Source organism: Marinimicrobium sp. (assembly GCF_002695945.1).
Classification (GTDB): Bacteria; Pseudomonadota; Gammaproteobacteria; order Pseudomonadales; family Cellvibrionaceae; genus Marinimicrobium; species Marinimicrobium koreense.
Genome location: NZ_NZQP01000056.1, coordinates 23426 through 40421, shown reverse-complemented (window position 1 = coordinate 40421; position 16996 = coordinate 23426). Strand labels below are relative to the sequence as shown.

Below are 16996 nucleotides of genomic sequence, written 5' to 3'. Positions count from 1 at the left end.
CCAGCCCCACGATGGTCATCAGGAGCACCATGATCAGACCAACAATCAGCACGGCGCCACGCTGTTTTGAAGCCATTGTCACTGCATTGACGTTCATAGGTTTACCTCTTAATCCAGGCGTCCGCGGATGCCAACGGTGGTGCTGAAAACCTGACGCATACGCCGATCATCAATTCGCGCATCATCGATGGTTTCACCCCCAAAGAAATAGGGCTGGGGGTCCGGCAATACATTTGGCTGCAGGCTTTGCATCAACAACTCGAGCCTGANNGNCAGGACGTTTTCCCAATCNAAACCAGCGTCATATTCCCGATAATCGTTGGGGATACCGTCACCACTNGANTCCAGACCGTANAGCACNCGCATATTCTCGACNCCTTCNATCANTTCCGCCCGNTCACCATCCTGATCNCGCCANAGGCTCATGGTNCCGGGCGCNCCGAAACCGCTTTCNNCNATGTAATANGTCAGGGTGCTCATCCGCAGNATNTCGGCNCCGGCNCCAAACTGTTGCCCNCCCAACTGGGNNTCGAGGTTTTTNGGNTGNTTGGCCACATTGGAGCGAGCGTGNACNATTTTTGANCCNCCNCCNCCNACNTTCTGGAANTTGGTGATCAGNAANACCCGGCCCTGAGTGCAATCTGAAATAACGGCAATNTCACCNCGGCAGACNTCCCCCACACAGTCGTCCTCNTCTTCCGCNGCNACTTCCAGATTGGCGGTACTGCCTGTGGGCCCAACAATNGGCATGGTCACATTACTNGCCCGNCGAACCACCAGNACGTCNGAACCATCGNCGACATCNATANCNTCCATGGGATGATTATCGGANGNNTAGCCCTGNATGGANATATTGAAATCNAGCAGGTAGTCGTTGGTCGGATCCTCCACCCCAATTTCGATATTCTGATTGGCACCGCGGCTCGAACAGCCCTGGTAGCCCGCCATACGGATATCCTGCGCNAGAAACTCAACCGCCATCCGGCCACTTTCCTGAATCCGGGAAATCGCCTGCTGNGTGTTGTAGGTGGTGCGACTGGTGAGGAACATCTGCATGACGCCGGTCATCANNACAATGCCGAGGGTCAGCGATATCATCAGTTCNATCAGTGATAAACCTTGCTGTTTACGCATGGGAGGCGCTCTCTCGANTCCGGGCCGCTAAATACGGGAACTGTANGTAAANGTNACCAGTTGNGCGTCTTCNCCCGCCTCATCCGGTGCNGCGTCTTCNTCCACCCANCGCAAACTGATGGTGCANAACTGGTTGGCATCGCAGTCNATNGCNCCCTCGCCGCCNGGNANCGTCCTCTCAAGCCGATCCAGCCACTNCTGGACGTCNGTGNCCGCCAACGAATTGCCCGCCGGCGCATCNTCGCCAAANNCATAGCCNTCATAGCTGTCGATACNGTCCCGGTTGATTCGCATCCGNTCCATGATGTCGTACGCAAGNATNTTNGCCTGNGAGCGNAAATAGGCACTGTGNTTNAACTGCAGGCTGCGGTTCTGNAGGGCNCCCATNGCCAANAGCGACGTGGCCAGAATCAGAACGGTGACCAACACCTCGATCAAGCCGGCCCCCGATTGTTTATGCGAACTGTTCAGTGACATTACAGATTCCTCAAACCGTCTCACGGGGGTTAGCANTCGGCTCGGGCNGAATTGACCGATCCGGACAGGCTGATCCGGATCGCCCGGGCCGAATCGTTGGTGCAGTCGTCATGGCGCGCCAGGCCGGTCACCTGNTTATTNTCNGTGCGCGCCAGNGCACCCANNTGATTGAANCGAACATAGGTNACCGCCCCNCCCCGGTTCATNGTGATGCTCATGTCGTTNGCCANAGGCTCCCGNTCCCGNAGGATATCCGCGTCATTGTTGACCGTGGGGTTATTGCCCTGTTCGCCACCGGCATCGCGNTCCAGAATGACCAGCCAGCCATTGNTCCAGTCATTGCCNCAGCCATCGCGATCGGCATTNCTGGCACACAGGGTCACAATATCGGANCGCTTGACCGCNTCGCTGCGGGTAAAATTCAGNGTCGAGATCAGCTCGTCNCCCAGGGCGAGGGACTGGTTGTTGCGGATCATGGCGTTAAANCTGGGAATCGCGATCCCCANGACGATGGCCAGGACCGCAAGCGTCACCATCAGCTCAATAAGGGTAAAACCTGGTTGGCGAGTNGGAGTGCTTCGTTGCATATATCAACACTTTTTGTTGTTGAGCCGGACAATGCCCNGGCCCGGTGGCTGATCAGGTGGCGGGTGATTCTCTGGACGGACCGACCCTCCGCCTTTATAGTACCAACGCTACCACAACCGGGCCGCCCCACCAGCGGGCGCACGACATGTGGTCAACACGGACGTATGAACGGTAACCCTNGGGAGACCGCCACTTTTCAAGGAGGAAAATTATGCCACAGCGTGGACTGACGCTTCTGGAACTGCTTATCACTCTGGTCATTCTGTCCCTGCTACTGACCATNGGNCTNCCCGGNTTCCAGCGGCAGATCGAAGAAACCCGCACNCTCACGATGACNCAGACGCTCCAGGATGCCATTCAGNTGGCTCGCCAACGGGCGGTCAGCCGCAATGGCCGGGTCACCCTGCGCCCNCTCGGTNACTGGGAGCNNGGTTGGGANNTGTTCGATGACGNGAANCACAATGGCGTNCGNGATGACGGAGAGCACGTCGTGCTGACGCACCAACTGCCGCCGGATCTGGGTGGTCTGTCGATTTCCAGTGACAGCAAGTTACGGCGAGCCGTATCTTATGTCGGGACCGGAGAAAGCCGGCACCCCAGCGGCAGCGCACTGGGGGGCTTCCAGGCGGGCCGCCTTACCATCTGCCGTCCAGATGGGTTACAGGGGTACGAGCTTGTGCTTTCTCGTATGGGCAGAATGAGGCGCCAAACGGTGGGACCGGAGGTCTGCACCAACTGAGTCGGTCAGCGCAGTTCCCGGGGCAGGCTGAAACTGATGGTTTCGGGCGTCCCCGCGGCCTCTTCGGCCGTCAAAGCACCCCAGCCGCGCAGCTTCTGGACCACTTCTTCCACCAGCACTTCCGGCGCGGAGGCCCCGGCGGTGATGCCGATGCTCTCTTTGCCCTCTAGCCACTCTCGGTGGATGCACTCTGGGCCGTCCACCAGGTACGCCTCGGTGCCGCAGCGCTCGGCCAGCTCGCGCAGGCGGTTGGAGTTGGAGCTGTTGTGGGAGCCGACCACCAGTACCAGGTCACACTCTAGCGCCAATTGGCGCACGGCATCCTGACGGTTGGTGGTGGCGTAGCATATATCGTCTTTGCGCGGCCCCAGGATATTGGGGTATTTGGTCCGCAGGGCGTCGATCACCTTGGCGGTATCGTCCATGGACAGGGTAGTCTGGGTGACATAGGCCAGATGGTCGGGGTTTTTGACCTCCAGCGCCGCCACATCGTCTTCATCTTCGACCAGATAGATGGCACCGCCATTGCTGGCGTCGTACTGACCCATGGTGCCTTCCACTTCCGGATGCCCCTCGTGGCCGATGAGCACGCACTCGCGCCCTTCCCGGCTGTAACGCACCACTTCCACGTGCACTTTGGTCACCAGCGGGCAGGTGGCATCGAACACCTGCAGGCCGCGATCGCGGGCTTCCTGCTGCACGGCGCGGGAGACACCGTGGGCACTGAAAATCACGATCACATCGTCCGGCACCTGCTCCAGCTCCTCCACAAACACCGCACCGCGCTCGCGCAGAGTGTCGACCACAAATTTGTTGTGGACCACTTCGTGGCGAACGTAAATGGGGGCGCCAAAGACATCCAGGGCACGATTGACGATATCAATCGCCCGGTCGACACCGGCACAGAAGCCGCGGGGGTTGGCGAGTTTGATTTGCATAGTGTCAGACAACCTGAGAGGTTCCGGCGGGCGGGGCCCGCGCAAAGTGAGCGCCGACGGGCGGCGCGGGTGTTCAGTGTACCTGAGCCGGCTCGACGTTCAAAACCGCCACTTTGAACAGGATATCCCGCCCAGCCAGCGGATGGTTGAAATCGATCAGCACCCGCTGATCATCGAATTCCCTCACCACCCCGGGTAATTCGGCCTTCTGGGCGTCGGCAAAGGAGAGCATCAGTCCCTCTTCCAGCTCGATATCGGGGCCGAACTGATCTCGGGGCATTTCCTGCATATTGCTCGGGTTGTGCTGGCCGAAACCATCCTCGGGCGGAATGGTGAATTCCTGCTGGTCACCCGGCATGAGGCCAAACAGCACTTTTTCAAACCCGGGCAGCAGATTACCGTCACCGACGGTGAAGGTCGCCGGGTCTTTATCAAAGTTCGAGTCGATTTCCTCGCCATCTTCCAGGCGCAGGGAAAAGTGGAGCGTGACGGTGGTCCCGGGCCCCACGGGCAGCTGTTCAGTCATGACGTTTGTCCTTGCCAAATAACATATCCAGGATCAACAGGGCGGCGCCGACGGTAATGGCCGAATCGGCGATATTGAAGGCCGGCCAGTAGTAATCCTGATAGTGCACCACGACAAAATCCACCACATAGCCCAGCACCACCCGGTCGTACAGATTGCCGATGGCACCGCCCAGAATCAGCGCAAGCGCCAACGCCTCGTAGCGTTTTTCGCTCACCCGCGCCAGCCAGATCACCAGCACCACGCTGACCACGGCGGCCACCACGGTAAAGAACCACCGCTGCCAACCCCCGGCATCACTCAGAAAGCTGAACGCCGCGCCGGGGTTGTGCAGCAGGGTGAAGTTGAAAAACGGCGTGAACACCACGGGCTCGCCATAGGTGAGTGCGGCGGATACCCAGTGTTTGCTGATCTGGTCCAGCGCGATCACGGCAATTGCCAGGGCGTACCAACGCCAAGCGGATTTAAGCATAGTGGCGTTCCTCACCCTGCCCTTCGACGTTGTCCACACAGCGGACGCACAGGGTCGGGTGCTGGGCGACGCTGCCCACGTCGGCCCGGTGGTGCCAGCAGCGCTCGCACTTGTCGTAGCTGGATTTTTCCACCGCGACCTTGAGCCCCTCAACATCCGTCAATTCCGCCTCGGTGGCCTCATCGAGCGGGCGCACCTGAGCGGTGGAGGTGATCAGCACGAAACGCAGCTCGTCGCCCAGTTTCTGCAGCACGGCTCGCAAGTCGTCATCGGCAAACAGAGTCACTTCCGCGCCCAGAGCGCCACCAATCACACCATTGGCGCGCTGGGTTTCCAGCACCTTGTTCACGGCATCTTTGACTTCGGCGATCTGGTGCCAATCCTCTTCGCTGAACTCGGACTCACCGGCCTCGGGTAACGTGTACCATTCGGCGGCAAACACCGGTCCCTGACGTTCACCGGGCACCAGCGGCCAGATTTCATCGGCGGTGAAGCTCAAAATCGGTGCGATCCAGCGCACCATCGCTTCGGTGACGTGATAGAGCGCGGTCTGGGCCGAGCGCCGCGCCAGACTGTCCGCCTGGGTGGTGTACTGGCGGTCCTTGATGATGTCCAGNTAGAAACCGCCCAGTTCCACNACGCAGAAGTTGTGCAGCTTCTGGTAAATCAGGTGGAACTGATACTGGTCNTAGGCNTTGATGATNTCGGCCTGCAGCTCNGCGGCGCGNCCGACGATCCAGCGATCCAGCGCCACCATTTTCTCTGGTGCCACAGCGTGTTCAGAAGGCTCGAACCCGTTCAGATTGGACAGCATGAANCGGGCGGTATTGCGGATGCGACGNTAGGAGTCGGCGGTGCGCTTGAGNATCTCNTCGGAGACGCTCATCTCGCCACTGAAATCCGTGGCGGCCACCCACAGNCGCAGNACATCGGCGCCCANNTCTTTCATGACTTTCTGGGGCGGCACCACNTTGCCCACNGACTTGGACATTTTCCGNCCCTGNGCATCCACAGTAAAGCCGTGAGTCAGTACGGTTTTATAGGGCGGCGTACCGTTCATGGCCATGGCNGTTTTCAGGGAGGACTGGAACCAGCCGCGATGCTGATCCGAGCCTTCCAGGTACAGGTCCGCCGGGTAGCGCAGATAACCGCGCTGCTGCAGTACCGCAAAATGGGTCACCCCGGAGTCGAACCAGACATCCAGGGTATCGGTGACCTTCTGGTAGCGCTCGGCATCGTCGCCCAGCAATTCNGCGGCATNCAGNTCAAACCAGGCATCCATNCCGTCCTGCTCNACTTTTTTGGCGACCGCTTCGATCAGTGCCGGCGTTTCCGGGTGCAGATCACCGGTTTCCTTGTGAACGAACAGAGCAATGGGCACACCCCAGGTGCGCTGACGGGAGATACACCAGTCCGGCGAGGAGGCCAGCATGGAGTCGATGCGCGCNCGNCCCCAATCCGGCACCCANTGCACCTGATCGACCGCATCGCTCACCTGCTCGCGCAGCTGGTTCTTGGTCATGCTCACGAACCACTGGGGGGTGGCCCGGAAGATCAGCGGAGTTTTGGTGCGCCAGCAATGAGGGAAGCTGTGGGTGATTTTACCCTGGGCCAGCAGGGCGCCCTTTTCTTCCAGCAGGGCGACGACCTTTTCGTCCACTTTGTAGACGTGCTCGCNGGCAAAGATCTCCACGCTGTCGCGATACAGGCCGTTGTCGTCGATGTAGTTCAGGGTGCCGATGCCGTATTTCTGACCNACCACNAAGTCNTCCATGCCATGGTCCGGGGCGGTGTGNACGCAGCCGGTACCGGCGTCGGTGGTGACGTGGTCACCGCAGATGACCGGCACCTGNCGGGCATAGAACGGATGGTGCACCTGCAGGTTTTCCAGCTCCTTGCCCNGNGTNCGCCCNACCACNTTGTAGTCCTCCTGCCCNGCNCGCTGCATCACCGATTCGAGCAGCGCTTCGGCCACCANNAGTCGTTCGTCANCGNNCTGTACCACGACGTAGTCCAGTTCCGGATTGACGCTGACNGCCTGNTTGGCGGGCAGNGTCCAGGGGGTGGTGGTCCAGATGACCAGTGACACGTCGCCGCTGCCGGTCAGGCCCGGCACGGCGTGNTCCAGGGCGTGCTGATCGGTGAAGGCNAANTTNACNTCGATGGAGTAGGAGGTTTTGTCCTGNTANTCNACTTCGGCTTCGGCCAGGGCGGAGCCNCCCACGACGCTCCAGTAGACGGGTTTGAAGCCTTTGTGCAGGTGGCCCTGGTCGGCGATTTTGCCGAGCGAGCGGATGATGTCNGCCTCGAATTTGTAGTCCATGGTGAGGTAGGGGTTGTCCCACTCACCGAGCACGCCCAGGCGGATGAAGTCTTCTTTCTGGCCTTTGACCTGGCGCGCGGCGTAGTCGCGGCATTTTTGCCGGAAGGCTTTGTGATCGAGTTTGACNCCGGCTTTGCCGTGTTTNTTNTCGACGTTGTGTTCGATGGGCAGGCCGTGGCAGTCCCAGCCGGGCACGTAGGGGGCGTCAAAGCCGCTGAGGGTTTTGCTTTTGACGATGATGTCTTTCANAATTTTGTTGACGGCGTGGCCGATGTGAATGTCACCNTTGGCGTAGGGGGGGCCGTCGTGCAGGATGAATTGCTCCCGACCAGAGCGCGCCTTTCGGATTTGCTGGTAAAGATCGTCTTTCTGCCAGCGTTTGAGCATTTCGGGCTCGCGCTGTGCCAGGTTGGCCTTCATGGCGAAGGCAGTGTGGGGCAGATTCAGGGTTGCTTTGTAGTCGCTCATAATCGTCAATTCGCCAAGTATTTGTGGCTTTCGAGTGCGTAATACGCTTCGTTAATCGGTTCGGCCCGTTGTGGGGTCGCCCACCACAGAACCTTCGTGCCAAATTTGAGTCCGGCCCGAAGCGGGTAAAGCCTTCCCGGACACGCCGTAAACCCATCCCTGGGGGCTCGAATCGCCGGTCCCCGGCTCCACGGTCCGGGAAGGCTTTACCCGCTTCGGGCCTCCGTGCCAAATTCCGAGTTCAGTGTGTCCCTTTACCTTGCTTAAAAAACTGTTTTGCTTCTGCAATATCTTTCTGCAGTTGCTCTTGCAGTTTGTCGATCGATTCAAACTTCTGTTCTTCCCGCAGTTTGCGGTGAAATTCCACGTCGATGCGCTCCCCGTAGAGGTTCCCGGTGAAGTCCAGCAGGTGGACTTCAAGGATCGGCCGGGTGGAGCCGCTGACGGTGGGGCGTACGCCGACGTTGGCGACGCCCGGGTGGGCGCTGCCATCGGCCCGGTGGGCGGTGATGGCGAAGACGCCGTGCAGGGGCGAACGGTAGCGTCGCAGTTGCACGTTGGCGGTGGGTACGCCCAGTTGTCGGCCCAGTTGTTTGCCATAGCCTACCCGTCCGCCGATGCGGTAGGGGTGGCCGAGCAGTTGTTCGGCGAGGCCGAATTCGCCCGCTTCCAGGGCCTGGCGGATGCGGGTGCTGCTGATTCGCGCCCCGGCGTGTTCCAGGGTGCAGGTGTCGCTGACGGTGAAGCCTTGCTCCCGGCCCACGGCGGTGAGCAGTTCGAAGTCGCCGGCGCGGTCGCAGCCGAAGCGGAAGTCGTCGCCCACGACCAAATGGTGGATGCCGAGGCCTTGCACCAGTATGCGGTCGATGAACTGCTGGGCGGTGAGGCTGCGCAGTTCTTCGTTGAAGCGCAGGCACAGTATCCGCTGGACGCCGGCGCTGAACAGGGCCTGGATTTTTTCCCGCAGTCGCATCAGCCGGGCCGGGGCCCGTTCGCGGGCGAAGTATTCGTGCGGTTGGGGCTCGAATATGATGGCCACGGCGGGCTGCTGGTGCTGTTCGGCGGCGTCGGTCAGCTGGCGCAGGATGGCCCGGTGGCCTAGGTGCACGCCATCGAAGGTACCGATGGTCGCCACGCAGCCCCGGTGTCGGGGGCGCAGGTTGTGCAGCCCGCGGATGAACTCTTTGGGGGCCGGTTTCACAGTAATGCCCGCTCGCCTCGCTCAGTCGACTTTACAAAACGCGTGAGTATACAGGAGCGGGCGGGTGGGGGTAAGAGGTACAAGACCGGGCGGGCTGGAGTAAGAGGTGACTAGGGCTTGGGGGGAAGACCGATTCAGGAGCCGCGCACCAGTTCGGCGCCTTGCCTGTGCCAGCACGAGGGACCATGTTCGGTATTGAAGTAGCGGCGAACGCCGTCAATGTTGAGGCTGAGGTTGGCATGCTGACGCTTTTTGACCTCTACCCGACTGGGCCTGGCACTTTGCCGAGCCCCCACCAGGCGGTCGATCAATCCACGGATTCTCTGGCGGCGCGCCCGCAGTGAGTCCCGGGTCGCATAAAGTCGTTTCAGTTTATCGGTGGGCGGCGTGGCCATCTCCCCCCGCTGGATACAATCCAGGGTGTCGCACACCCGCTGCCAGTTGTGCTCGCACAGCGTCAAGGCTTCTTTGAGCTGCCCCACCAGGCGACGCCGGCGGTTGGGGCGCCCCACGGACACTTCGGTGGCGACTCCGGCCTCGCTGCCCAAGGTATTGGCCACCAGCGCCCGGCCGGCGCTGGCGCTACCCCCGATGAGACTGCCCTTACCCGTCGGTTGCCCGAGTATGATGTCCCGTCCCGCCACCAGCCGGCACTGCAGGGCATACTCGCGCACCAGCAGATCATAGCGGACGTTAACATACGCCAGATTGATAAATTTCGCGCTCAGTGTTCCGCCAGAGGTGAGGTGCGTGCGCAGGCGTAAATCGCCGTCATGGCGCCGGCCCACCTCTTCTCCCATGACGCCGCCAAGCACAGTGAGATTACCGCCGGCGCGGATATCGGCTTTTTCAACCATCCCGCGGATCAGGATGTCTCCCGTGGCACTGAGCACAAAACCGCTGGCGACATCCCCCGCCACCTCCACCGAACCCTCAAAATCGATATTGCCCGTGGAGACATCCACCGCCTTGAGGCGCAAGGTGGGGTCCACCCGTACGCCGCTGGATGAAAATACCGGATGCCCCCGGATGGCGGCCCGCAGCACGTTGGCATCTTCCGGGTCCGGCTCAACACTGTCGTCCAGAGCATCAAAACTCCGGTCGCGCCCCGGCGTCGGCATCAGTGGCTCACCCATGACGTCCTCGCCCGGCTCGCCCTGGGTCGCGGGAATACGGCGCAGCAGGGGCGTGCCCGGATCCACCACCACAAACTCATGTAAATGATGGAGGTCAACGCGCCCCTGCTCGTCCTCCTCCAATGCCAGTTGATCGTCCCGCGCCACCAAAGACACAAAACGGGCGTCCTCACCCGGCTGGGGCAGGCGGGCCCGGGCCACACACAGGGACTCGGCGTGCCCCGCCTCGGCAGCATGGGTCAGCGCTCGCAGGTGGATACAGGTCTTGACGACTCCCTGGGTCAGAAGCGCCTTAAGCAGGGCCTCCCGGGTCAGCCTGCGGCCACCCCACGCCGGGTGAAGGGTCAGAAAGGCCGCCTGGCGGTCCTCAGCAATGCGCCATTCCGTCCGGGCATCGCGGCGCTCGGCCAGCACCAGATCCCCGCAACGGCCGTTGTTGGCCTGCTGCACCGCCGACTCCAGGGTGGCTTGCGGAGCGAACCATTCACCATACCCCGCCTCCGCCAAACGCACTCTGAGGCGATCGAGATCCCAGGACTGCTCCTCGGTCGACGGCTCCAGCCGCCCCTGCACCAGGCCACGGGCTTCATCCATCGAAAACGTGATGGCGCAAGGGGTAAGTTGGCTCGCACGCGAGTCTGCCGAGGCGGATCCGGTGGGGGCCGGCGCCTCTTGAGGGGCTGGAGCGCCCTTTTGGGGAGCGGGCGCACCAGAAGATGTGGATTTACGATTGTCGCCCATATCAACAATCGTAGCACATACGGCTCAAACTGCCAGCTTTCAGTGGTTCGAGCGAAATTCGCTGAATTTGATGCCCATAATGCGCAAACTCGCGCCATATACCGCCAGCCCGAGAATACACAATACCGCCAGACGCCAACCTCTCTGCCACCAGAACCACTCCTGCCAGCCGGTCCAGACCGACAGGCCACCCACCAGCGCCGCCACCATGGCCGCATTGGCGCCCCCAAACGATAGCAAACGCCGAGCCCAGCCGGGCTCTTGCCGGTAAACACCGAGCCGACGCAGGCCCCGGAACAGCAAATAGGCATTCAGGTAGGCGGAAACCGCGGTGGCCAGCGCCAGCCCCACATGACCAATATTGAAGATCAGATAAAGCGGTAACACGAACACCACGTTGAGCAGCATATTGGCGAGCATGGCGTAAATACCGATGCGCACCGGGGTTTTCATATCCTGACGCGCGAAATAACCCGGCGCCAGTACCTTGATCAACATAAAGGCCAGCAACCCCAGCGCATAGGCCCGCAGGCTGTAGGAGGCCATCTGCATATCCCGGACGGTCGTTTCACCATACTGGAACAAGGTCATCAGAATGGGTTCGGCCAACAGGATCAACGCCAACGTCGCGGGCAACGCCAACAACAGCACGCTGCGCACCGCCCAGTCCAGCGTCTGACTGAAGGTTTCGGGGTCCTCAGCGGCGTGCTGGCGGGACAGACTCGGGGTGATCACCGTCGCCAGAGCGATGCCAAACACCCCCAGGGGCAGCTCCACCAACCGGTCCGAATAGTAGAGCCAGGATACGCTACCGGTCGGCAGAAATGACGCAAGCACGGTATCCAGCAGCAGGTTGATCTGACTGACCGACACGCCGAACAAAGCCGGCGCCATCAGCCAGAGAATGCGCTTCACCCCCGGATCGCGCCAGTCCACCTTGGGCGCGGGCAGTAGGTGAACACGCTTCAGAAAAGGCAACTGGAACAACAACTGCACTACCCCGGCCGCCATCACCCCCCAGGCCAGGGCATAGGCCGGCGTATCCATGTTTGGCGCCACTACCAGCGCTGCCAGAATCAGACTCAAGTTGAGTAGCACCGGGGTAAAGGCGGGAATCGCAAAGCGGTCGTAACTGTTGAGAATGGCCCCGGCAAAGCCGGTCAGGGATATCAGCAGCAGGTAGGGAAAGGTCACCCGCACCATATCCACGGTCAGGGCGTATTTATCGGGATCGTTCAGCCAGAAACCCGGGGCAAAAAGCCCGGTAACCAGCGGTGCCCCCACCACGGCCAGCACCGTGACCGAGACCAGCACCAGCCCGAGGCAGCCGGCTACCCGGTCCACCAGGGCCTTCACCGCCTCGTGCGTTCCCTTCTGCCGATACTCCGATAATACCGGCACAAAGGCCTGGGCAAAGGCGCCCTCGGCGAACAACCGGCGCATGAAGTTGGGAATCTTGAAGGCCACAAAAAAGGCATCCGCCCCGGCCCCCGCCCCGATGACCCGGGCAAAGACCATATCCCGTACCAACCCGAGCACCCGCGAGAGCATGGTAAAGGCGCTCACCAGCGAGCTTGAGCGCAACAGGCTGGGCGCTTTAGTGACCGCAGTGGTATCAGAACTGGGGGGGTGCGATTGAGTCACAATCCTTCCTGAATTCAGAGACGACAGGCGCATTATCCACACTCCGCCCCTTGAGAGATAGCGAAGCCCATCACACAAAAACCGATTGACGATCGGTTTTTGTGTGACTAGGCTGATCGACACCTGCAGTGCAATGCCAATAATCCTGACTACCGAGGAGACACCGTGCCCGGCAAAGAACCCCCTACTACCGCAACGCCACCCCTCGGCGAGCTGGAAATAGCCGTAATGGAAGCACTGTGGCAGACTCCCGGTCAGTCCGCCAAAGACCTGCACGCCACCCTCGGAGCGGCCAGAGGCATTTCCCTGAATACCGTTCAATCCACCCTCGACCGGCTATACCGCAAACAACTGCTCAGCCGTACGAAAGTGGCCCACGCCTTTCGCTACCGGCCCCAGGTAGCCCGACAACAATTGATTGCCGGATTGATCAACGATTTACTGGGACGCTTTACCAATGACGCTCACTCTTCTCTGGCAGCGTTTGTAGACGCCGCTGACCAGTTGGACGAACGGGCGCTGGACGAGCTGGAACAGGTGCTGAAGGCACGGCGCGGCGAAGGAGCATCGTCATGACCGCCTTGCTCGACTTTTTCTACCTGCTGACACTCTTGGCAGTGATGGCCTGGCTCCTCGCCAACGGGCTACTTTGGCTGGCTGGGCGGCTGCTCTCACCTGAACACCTGAGCCGCCACTTGTGGTTATACGCTTTGACGCCTTGGCTGGCCATGGCCGCTCCGGTTACCGCCATGTGCGTCATCGCGGCAGCCAAACCCCTTGGTTGGATTGCTGATCATTGCGCGCACCACGGTATGCATCATCCCCATTTGTGTTTTGAGCACTGGCCCGCCCTCGACCTGCAATGGATCCACCTGCTCAGCGCTGCGGCCCTGGCAAGCCTGCTGATCAAAGTCCTGACGGGGTTTTTATTCCGAGAGTTCAAGGCCGCTCGCGACACCACAGCGTTGTTGGCCCTGAGCCGAGGTAACGGGCGATTGCGTCGTCTCGACACGTCGGAGGTCTTTGCCTGCACCGCAGGCTACCGACACCCGACCCTGTTCATGACCCACGGGCTGACCGATCGGCTCGATCATCGGGAACGTCGCATCGTTCTGGCCCACGAAGTCGCCCATCTGCGTCGGCGCGACCCGCTACGCAACCTGGTGTTCAACGTCTTGTTGTTGGCACACTGGCCATCATCTGCACGATCACTTTGCGCCCTGTGGCGGCAACGCATGGAGGAGCAGGCCGATGACCGGGCGGCCTGCCGTTTTGGCCCCGAGGCCGTGGCGGCGACGCTGATCAAAGTGGCACGCCTGAGCGGACCCTCGCCCACAGGAAGTCTGTCGGCTAGCGGCGGCCAACTTCTGCCCCGAATCCACCGGCTTCTGCATGCCCAACCCGACAGGGTATCTCGAACCCTAACCATCTCGAGTGCTCTGACTATCACTGCCTTTCTGGGTGGCGTGGCGACCCTGGTGGTCGTCCATCATTCCCTTGAAACCCTTCTCGGCTTTCTGGTAGGAGTTTAACCGTGCCACACCCCTTTTCCCCGATCTTTGGTCTCCTGCTGCTCGCGCCCGGGCTGGCCGCTGCTGACACGCCGTTAACCGAACAGGAGGCGGTCCAGCTCGGCCTACAGCAGCCCGAGGTGGTCGCCCGCTGGGACGCCCACACCGACATCGCTGAGGGCCAGCTCGAATCCGCTGGTCGCTGGGCCAACCCGGAAATTGAATACAGCCGCGAAACGTTGGAGCTCCCGTCGGGCGACTCCGAGGAGAACACCTGGTCCATCCGCCAACGCCTCAATCTGGCGGGCGTACCCGGGCTGTCTCGGGAGGCGGCGCGCCATCAATATCGGGCGTCGGGCTTTCGCAACGATCAGGCCCGCCGGGAGTGGGCAGCAAATATCCGCCAGCACTTTTATCAAGCCCTCGCGGCCCAACGTGAAGCGGAGCTCATCGCCGACTGGCATCGCCGGCTTACCGAGCTGACGACGGCCATTGAGCAACGCGTCGCGGCGGGCGATGCCTCCAGGTACGATCACAATCGTCTGCTTCAGGAACTGGCGCTGCTGGAGGGCGAACGACTGAATACCCGTGCCAACGCGACCTCTGCCCGAGACCGGCTGGCACAACGAATTGGCGACGGCCAGCGACCGCTCACGGGCCGCCTGCTGCCACCCACACACAAACCGGCGGAAGCCTCCGCCGTCACTCAGAGCCCACAAATGCAAGCGCTTTCGGCAGAAACCGAGAGCGCCAAGGTACGCGCCGAGGCCGCCCAGCGCCAGCGCTGGCCGGAGCTGACCCTGGGGGTCGGTCGCAAGGAGGTGGTTGAGCCCGGCTTTCAGGCGGAAGGCAACGTCATCTCCATCGGTATTGAGATCCCCCTGTTCGACCGACACTCTGGCCAGGCCCGAACCCAGCGAGGCCGCGCCCAACAACAACGGGCGGAGCTCACGCTTGCCCGCGCCGAGCTCCGCACCCGCTTGCGCGCACTGCAGCGCGATTTGGCCGCTGAACAGGCGTCCGCCCTGGCGTTACGGGAAAGCATCAATGCGCCGACGGAATCACTGTCTGACATCGCCGAGAGCAGCTACGCGGCCGGCGAGCTCAGCATTGCCGAGTTGATTGACGCCCACCGCTCGGAACTGAATACCCGCCGGGCGCTTGTCCAGCGCGAGCTGGAAGCGCGCACCACCTTTATCCAACTGACACTACTGACTGGAGAAACACCATGAAGTCATTGAAGCCCCTGATCACGCTCAGCGCACTGGTTCTGGCCCTCACCGCCTGCAGCGATGCCGAGCACGCACACGACGGTGACGCTGGGCATGGCGATGACCACGCCCATGAGCAGAACAACAGCCACCCGCACGACGATGGTCACTCCCACGAGGACGGCCACGACCACGGCGATCACGACCACACGGACACAGAAGCCTATTACGGCGACGACGCTGAGCAACCGGAGGCGGAGGCAACCGACACCCAGCCCCCCCATGACGACCATGACCACGGCGAAGGCCACGACCATGCCCATTGATTCACGCCCCTGGGTCCTCACCCTGGCGCTGCTGGTCACCGCCTGCTCCGACACCCCCTCCGGTGAACACGGCCATGACCACGGCCCCGACGGAGACCACGCCGACCATGAGGCGCATGATGCGCCAGTGCTGGTGTACACCGATTTCAGTGAACACACCGAGCTGTTTGTGGAGTTTCCCGCCCTGGTGGCTGGACAAAGCTCACGCTTTGCGGCCCACGTCACCCGATTGAGTGATTTTATGCCACTGACGGAGGGGCGACTGGATGTATTGCTGCAGCGCGACGGGCGTACCGTCGCCCGCTTCCGGGTGAACGAAACCACCAGTCGCGGCATCTTCCGGCCCAGCGTCACGCCCCGCGATAGCGGTGACTTCGACCTTGTGATTGAGGTCGCTGACGGGGATATGACCGCCCGGCACTCTCTGGGCGAGATCAGAGTATTTACAGACAATGAGGCGATTCAGGGTCTGCCCGATCATCCCGAAGGCGATATCGCGTATCTGAAAGAACAGCAGTGGGACAACCCGTTTGCGACGGTATCCGTTCAACCCCGACCATTGCGACGCTCGGTTCCGGGCTTTGGCACCGTCACCGCTCCGGCGGATGGAGACGCCACCGTGCGGGCACCGGCCGACGGTTATATTGCCAGCACCCCATTGATTCAGCCGGGTCAGCGCGTTGCACAAGGGACCACACTGGGCGTGCTGATTCCCCGTCTGGGTGACCAGTCCGATATCGGCAGCCTGATGGTCGCGCTGGAACAGGCCCGCTCCCGGCGGGCGCTGGCGGAGCGGGACTTTGAACGACTTACCGGCCTATTGGCCCAGGGAGCCATTCCCGAACGGCGGATGCTGGACGCCCGGGAGGCTCTTGATGTTGCCCGCGCCGAATTCCGCGCCGCCCGTGCCCGGGTGGAGCAGTATGAGTCCGGCAACGCCGAGGCGGGGCTCGCCCTGCGCGCGCCGGTGGCCGGAGCGGTGGTCACCACCAATGTCAGCCCCGGTGCCTTTATCAAAGCCGGTGATCCGCTGTTCCGGATTGCCGCGCCGGAGCGTCGTTGGCTCGCCATCCGGGTTCCGGAGCGCTTTGCCGGGGAGCTTGCCCACAGTAGCGGCGCCTGGCTTGATCGACCCGACGGCCCGCTGGTGTTGGATGCGCAGCAGGGCGCCCGCGTTGTGCGGCACGACAGCGCAGTGGACCCGCGCACCCGCACCGCAGGCGTTACCGTGGAGTACCCCACCGAGGTCGGCCCCACACTACTAGGCGCCCGAGTGGCGGCCCATGTATTCACCGAATCTGCCGTGGAGCGGTTGGCGATTCCCCGCAGTGCGGTGATCGACGATGACGGCCGCTCCGTGGTCTACGTGCAAGTCAATGGTGAAAGCTTTGAGCGTCAACCGGTGGAATTGGGCCTGCGCGACGGTGCCTGGGTGGAAGTTCGCCAAGGCCTGAGCGCTGACGACCGGGTGGTCAGCGAAGGGGCCTACCTGGTGAAGCTGGCGTCGGCTGGCGGTAGCGAAATCGGTCACGGCCACGCCCACTAACCCCCGGAGTTTTCC

At 61.7% G+C, this 16996-nt stretch carries 15 protein-coding genes and 1 pseudogene; 6 read left to right on the top strand and 10 right to left on the bottom strand.

The window, feature by feature from the left end; all coding sequences use genetic code 11:
• Positions 1 to 108: 108 nt before the first annotated feature.
• From CMG77_RS12340 to CMG77_RS15970, 3 genes and pseudogenes are all read right to left on the bottom strand, one after another.
• The gene (locus tag CMG77_RS12340) at positions 109 to 426 is read right to left on the bottom strand and encodes a PilW family protein (RefSeq protein WP_286904667.1); all 318 of its coding nucleotides are present in this window, start codon (positions 424 to 426) and stop codon (positions 109 to 111) included.
• 735 nt (positions 427 to 1161) lie between these two features.
• Positions 1162 to 1611 (bottom strand): annotated as a pseudogene (gene pilV / locus CMG77_RS15975) (type IV pilus modification protein PilV).
• A 29-nt stretch (positions 1612 to 1640) separates the two neighbouring features.
• Positions 1641 to 2198 carry a GspH/FimT family pseudopilin gene (locus tag CMG77_RS15970; protein ID WP_353743492.1) on the bottom strand — a complete coding sequence of 186 codons (558 nt, stop codon included), beginning with the start codon at positions 2196 to 2198 and terminating at the stop codon, positions 1641 to 1643.
• 212 nt (positions 2199 to 2410) lie between these two features.
• On the opposite strand from CMG77_RS15970, the gene CMG77_RS15965 reads away from it, so the two are divergent.
• Entirely contained in the window at positions 2411 to 2938 is a 528-nt protein-coding gene (locus CMG77_RS15965; RefSeq protein ID WP_353743491.1) for a GspH/FimT family pseudopilin, read from the top strand.
• 5 nt (positions 2939 to 2943) lie between these two features.
• On the opposite strand, the gene ispH is transcribed toward CMG77_RS15965, so the two are convergent.
• The 7 genes from ispH to murJ form a co-directional block, all read right to left on the bottom strand.
• Positions 2944 to 3876, bottom strand: a complete 933-nt coding sequence (gene ispH, locus CMG77_RS12335; RefSeq protein ID WP_286804128.1) for a 4-hydroxy-3-methylbut-2-enyl diphosphate reductase — start codon at positions 3874 to 3876, stop codon at positions 2944 to 2946.
• Positions 3877 to 3949: 73 nt separating this feature from the next.
• The gene (locus tag CMG77_RS12330) at positions 3950 to 4402 is read right to left on the bottom strand and encodes an FKBP-type peptidyl-prolyl cis-trans isomerase (RefSeq protein ID WP_024462540.1); all 453 of its coding nucleotides are present in this window, start codon (positions 4400 to 4402) and stop codon (positions 3950 to 3952) included.
• Positions 4395 to 4874: a signal peptidase II gene (gene lspA, locus CMG77_RS12325; RefSeq protein ID WP_286804127.1), complete on the bottom strand. Its 480-nt coding sequence runs from the start codon at positions 4872 to 4874 to the stop codon at positions 4395 to 4397. The genes CMG77_RS12330 and lspA overlap by 8 nt, the downstream gene beginning before the upstream one ends.
• Positions 4867 to 7665: an isoleucine--tRNA ligase gene (gene ileS / locus CMG77_RS12320; RefSeq protein ID WP_286904665.1), complete on the bottom strand. Its 2799-nt coding sequence runs from the start codon at positions 7663 to 7665 to the stop codon at positions 4867 to 4869. The genes lspA and ileS overlap by 8 nt, the downstream gene beginning before the upstream one ends.
• 241 nt (positions 7666 to 7906) lie before the next feature.
• Positions 7907 to 8866 (bottom strand): bifunctional riboflavin kinase/FAD synthetase, encoded by a 960-nt coding sequence (gene ribF, locus CMG77_RS12315; protein ID WP_286804125.1) that lies wholly within the window; start codon positions 8864 to 8866, stop codon positions 7907 to 7909.
• Positions 8867 to 9000: 134 nt separating this feature from the next.
• Positions 9001 to 10596 carry a flagellar assembly protein A gene (locus CMG77_RS12310; RefSeq protein WP_286804124.1) on the bottom strand — a complete coding sequence of 532 codons (1596 nt, stop codon included), beginning with the start codon at positions 10594 to 10596 and terminating at the stop codon, positions 9001 to 9003.
• Positions 10597 to 10782: 186 nt separating this feature from the next.
• Positions 10783 to 12387, bottom strand: a complete 1605-nt coding sequence (gene murJ, locus CMG77_RS12305; RefSeq protein WP_286875820.1) for a murein biosynthesis integral membrane protein MurJ — start codon at positions 12385 to 12387, stop codon at positions 10783 to 10785.
• A 165-nt stretch (positions 12388 to 12552) separates the two neighbouring features.
• Here murJ and CMG77_RS12300 point away from each other — a divergent pair, with 165 nt between their 5' ends.
• The 5 genes from CMG77_RS12300 to CMG77_RS12280 are packed head-to-tail and all read left to right on the top strand — an operon-like array spanning position 12553 to position 16981.
• On the top strand, positions 12553 to 12963 hold the full coding sequence (locus CMG77_RS12300; protein WP_286804121.1) for a BlaI/MecI/CopY family transcriptional regulator: 411 nt from the start codon (positions 12553 to 12555) through the stop codon (positions 12961 to 12963).
• Entirely contained in the window at positions 12960 to 13919 is a 960-nt protein-coding gene (locus CMG77_RS12295; protein WP_286804120.1) for a M56 family metallopeptidase, read from the top strand. Before CMG77_RS12300 ends, CMG77_RS12295 begins: the two co-directional genes overlap by 4 nt.
• A 2-nt stretch (positions 13920 to 13921) precedes the next feature.
• Positions 13922 to 15130 carry a TolC family protein gene (locus CMG77_RS12290; RefSeq protein WP_286804119.1) on the top strand — a complete coding sequence of 403 codons (1209 nt, stop codon included), beginning with the start codon at positions 13922 to 13924 and terminating at the stop codon, positions 15128 to 15130.
• Positions 15127 to 15435: a hypothetical protein gene (locus CMG77_RS12285; RefSeq protein WP_286904664.1), complete on the top strand. Its 309-nt coding sequence runs from the start codon at positions 15127 to 15129 to the stop codon at positions 15433 to 15435. Before CMG77_RS12290 ends, CMG77_RS12285 begins: the two co-directional genes overlap by 4 nt.
• Positions 15425 to 16981 carry an efflux RND transporter periplasmic adaptor subunit gene (locus CMG77_RS12280; protein WP_286875818.1) on the top strand — a complete coding sequence of 519 codons (1557 nt, stop codon included), beginning with the start codon at positions 15425 to 15427 and terminating at the stop codon, positions 16979 to 16981. Before CMG77_RS12285 ends, CMG77_RS12280 begins: the two co-directional genes overlap by 11 nt.
• The last annotated feature ends 15 nt before the right edge of the window (positions 16982 to 16996 follow it).